The 3,180-nt window shown below is 57.4% G+C and carries 2 tRNA genes and 2 rRNA genes (1 of these 4 running past the window's edge); all 4 read right to left on the reverse strand.

Annotation, left to right across the window (positions count from 1 at the left end):
• A 23S ribosomal RNA gene (locus tag OXS49_RS32285) occupies positions 1–657 on the reverse strand; it reaches 2,180 nt to the left of the window's first position.
• Between the two features lie 332 nt (positions 658–989).
• Positions 990–1,065, reverse strand: a tRNA-Ala gene (locus tag OXS49_RS32290).
• A gap of 128 nt (positions 1,066–1,193) precedes the next feature.
• Positions 1,194–1,270, reverse strand: a tRNA-Ile gene (locus tag OXS49_RS32295).
• A 217-nt stretch (positions 1,271–1,487) separates the two neighbouring features.
• Positions 1,488–2,970: ribosomal RNA gene (locus OXS49_RS32300) — 16S ribosomal RNA — on the reverse strand.
• The 16S and 23S rRNA genes sit together here with 2 tRNA genes alongside, the layout of an rRNA operon.
• Positions 2,971–3,180 lie beyond the last annotated feature (210 nt).

A 3,180-nucleotide genomic window follows, 5' to 3' on the forward strand; every position in this document is an offset into this window, starting at 1 on the left:
CGCTGACCCATTATACAAAAGGTACGCGGTCACTCAGGACGAACCTTGAGCTCCCACTGTTTGTAAGCATCCGGTTTCAGGTGCTGTTTCACTCCCCTCGTCGGGGTGCTTTTCACCTTTCCCTCACGGTACTGGTTCGCTATCGGTCGCTGAGGAGTACTTAGGCTTGGAGGGTGGTCCCCCCATGTTCAGACAGGATTTCACGTGTCCCGCCCTACTCGAGTCCTGATGATCGTCCGTCCCGTACGGGGCTGTCACCCGTCGCGCCGGCCTTTCCAGACCGTTCCGGTAAACTCTCAACAGGCACTGGCCTGATCCGCGTTCGCTCGCCACTACTGACGGAGTCTCGTTGATGTCCTTTCCTCCGGGTACTGAGATGTTTCAGTTCCCCGGGTTCGCTTCAAACCCCTATGGATTCAGGATTTGATACCTTCACATGACCAACCGTATTGTTGCTTCTACGGAGCCAGTCCGCGGGTGTCCGCGGAAAGACAGGCCATAGAAACACAATACGGAAGGTCGAAGGTGGGTTTCCCCATTCGGAAATCCCTGGATCAAAGCTCGTTCGCAGCTCCCCAAGGCTTATCGCAGCGTACCACGTCCTTCATCGCCTCTCAGCGCCAAGGCATCCACCGAATGCTCTTAAGGCACTTGATCGCTCTCGTGATCGATGTCCGTTCTTTTGCCACTCGATCCAGAGTATCCAGCGCAAAAGTCTGACACGGTCACAAAAAGACCAGTGGCAGATCCGTTTCCGGACCCACCACCGTATGCTTGCCGAACATGACCGCCAGGGTTGACAGATCTCTCTGCCCCAACGGCCACATTCCCTCTTCACGATGTCACTGATGTTTTTTGCGCACGGCCGAACCAACCGAACCTGTCGGTCCTCGTCGATCATTGCCGCGGCAAACTCATGTTCCAGATAGCTGGCCTCGACACCAAGGTTCGGACCGTCGCCGCATCAGCGGCGCCAAGTTCCAAAAAAATGGTGGAGACAGACGGGATCGAACCGACGACCTCATGCTTGCAAAGCACGCGCTCTCCCAACTGAGCTATGTCCCCAAGAAGGACCGGCTCAAGGCAGAGCATCCGAGGCGAAGCCTCGCAAGGCCGAACGGCCGCCGCGCCGCGTGGCGCGAGAAGCCTAAGGCGACGGATGTCGCCGCCGGCGTTTGAGGCCATCCTCATAATGGTGGGCCTGGGACGACTCGAACGTCCGACCTCACCCTTATCAGGGGTGCGCTCTAACCACCTGAGCTACAGGCCCAGTCGATCCGGCAGCCGCAGGTTCAGCATGAGCCGAACCGCGTCCGCGATCGCGCTATCTGGTGAGGAAGAGAAACGAGGGCGGCGTCCGTCCCGCCAATGGGCTCTGACTGAGCCCTAATATCCTAATGATCTTCGATGGATGAGCGCGAGGCGCGAGGCCAGGTCTCGGAGGGCGCCGGCAGAACCGGTACCCAAGTCCAAAAAAGAATCCTTAGAAAGGAGGTGATCCAGCCGCAGGTTCCCCTACGGCTACCTTGTTACGACTTCACCCCAGTCGCTGACCCTACCGTGGTCGCCTGCCTCCTTGCGGTTGGCGCAGCGCCGTCGGGTAAGACCAACTCCCATGGTGTGACGGGCGGTGTGTACAAGGCCCGGGAACGTATTCACCGTGGCATGCTGATCCACGATTACTAGCGATTCCGCCTTCATGCACTCGAGTTGCAGAGTGCAATCCGAACTGAGACGGCTTTTGGGGATTTGCTCCAGATCGCTCCTTCGCGTCCCACTGTCACCGCCATTGTAGCACGTGTGTAGCCCATCCCGTAAGGGCCATGAGGACTTGACGTCATCCACACCTTCCTCGCGGCTTATCACCGGCAGTCTCCCTAGAGTGCCCAACTGAATGATGGCAACTAAGGACGTGGGTTGCGCTCGTTGCGGGACTTAACCCAACATCTCACGACACGAGCTGACGACAGCCATGCAGCACCTGTGTGCGCGCCACCGAAGTGGACCGTGAATCTCTCCACGTAACACGCCATGTCAAAGGATGGTAAGGTTCTGCGCGTTGCTTCGAATTAAACCACATGCTCCACCGCTTGTGCGGGCCCCCGTCAATTCCTTTGAGTTTTAATCTTGCGACCGTACTCCCCAGGCGGAATGCTCAAAGCGTTAGCTGCGCTACTGCGGTGCAAGCACCCCAACAGCTGGCATTCATCGTTTACGGCGTGGACTACCAGGGTATCTAATCCTGTTTGCTCCCCACGCTTTCGCGCCTCAGCGTCAGTAATGGTCCAGTTGGCCGCCTTCGCCACCGGTGTTCTTGCGAATATCTACGAATTTCACCTCTACACTCGCAGTTCCACCAACCTCTACCATACTCAAGCGTCCCAGTATCGAAGGCCATTCTGTGGTTGAGCCACAGGCTTTCACCCCCGACTTAAAACGCCGCCTACGCGCCCTTTACGCCCAGTGATTCCGAGCAACGCTAGCCCCCTTCGTATTACCGCGGCTGCTGGCACGAAGTTAGCCGGGGCTTATTCCTCCGGTACCGTCATTATCGTCCCGGATAAAAGAGCTTTACAACCCTAAGGCCTTCATCACTCACGCGGCATGGCTGGATCAGGCTTGCGCCCATTGTCCAATATTCCCCACTGCTGCCTCCCGTAGGAGTCTGGGCCGTGTCTCAGTCCCAGTGTGGCTGATCATCCTCTCAGACCAGCTACTGATCGTCGCCTTGGTAGGCCGTTACCCCACCAACTAGCTAATCAGACGCGGGCCGATCTTCCGGCAGTAAACCTTTCCCCATAAGGGCGTATCCGGTATTAGCCCTAGTTTCCCAGGGTTATTCCGAACCGGAAGGCACGTTCCCACGCGTTACTCACCCGTCCGCCGCTGACCCCGAAGGGCCCGCTCGACTTGCATGTGTTAAGCCTGCCGCCAGCGTTCGCTCTGAGCCAGGATCAAACTCTCACGTTGAAGAGATTGATCTGGCCGATCACATTATTCTCAGACGGAGCCTCACATCGACCAAGCATCCAAACGCTTCACAGCGCCAAATACCCGTCGGTGAGCTCAGAAAGAAGAACAACAGATCAGCACAAGTCTCTCACGTCAGGCCTCTCGACCCGACCGCAAGGACAAACGCCGCCCGCGTCTCCCTTCCTCAATCATAACTTGTCAAAGATC

It is taken from the genome of Methylobacterium sp. GC_Met_2 (assembly GCF_026540795.1).
GTDB lineage: Bacteria > Pseudomonadota > Alphaproteobacteria > Rhizobiales > Beijerinckiaceae > Methylobacterium.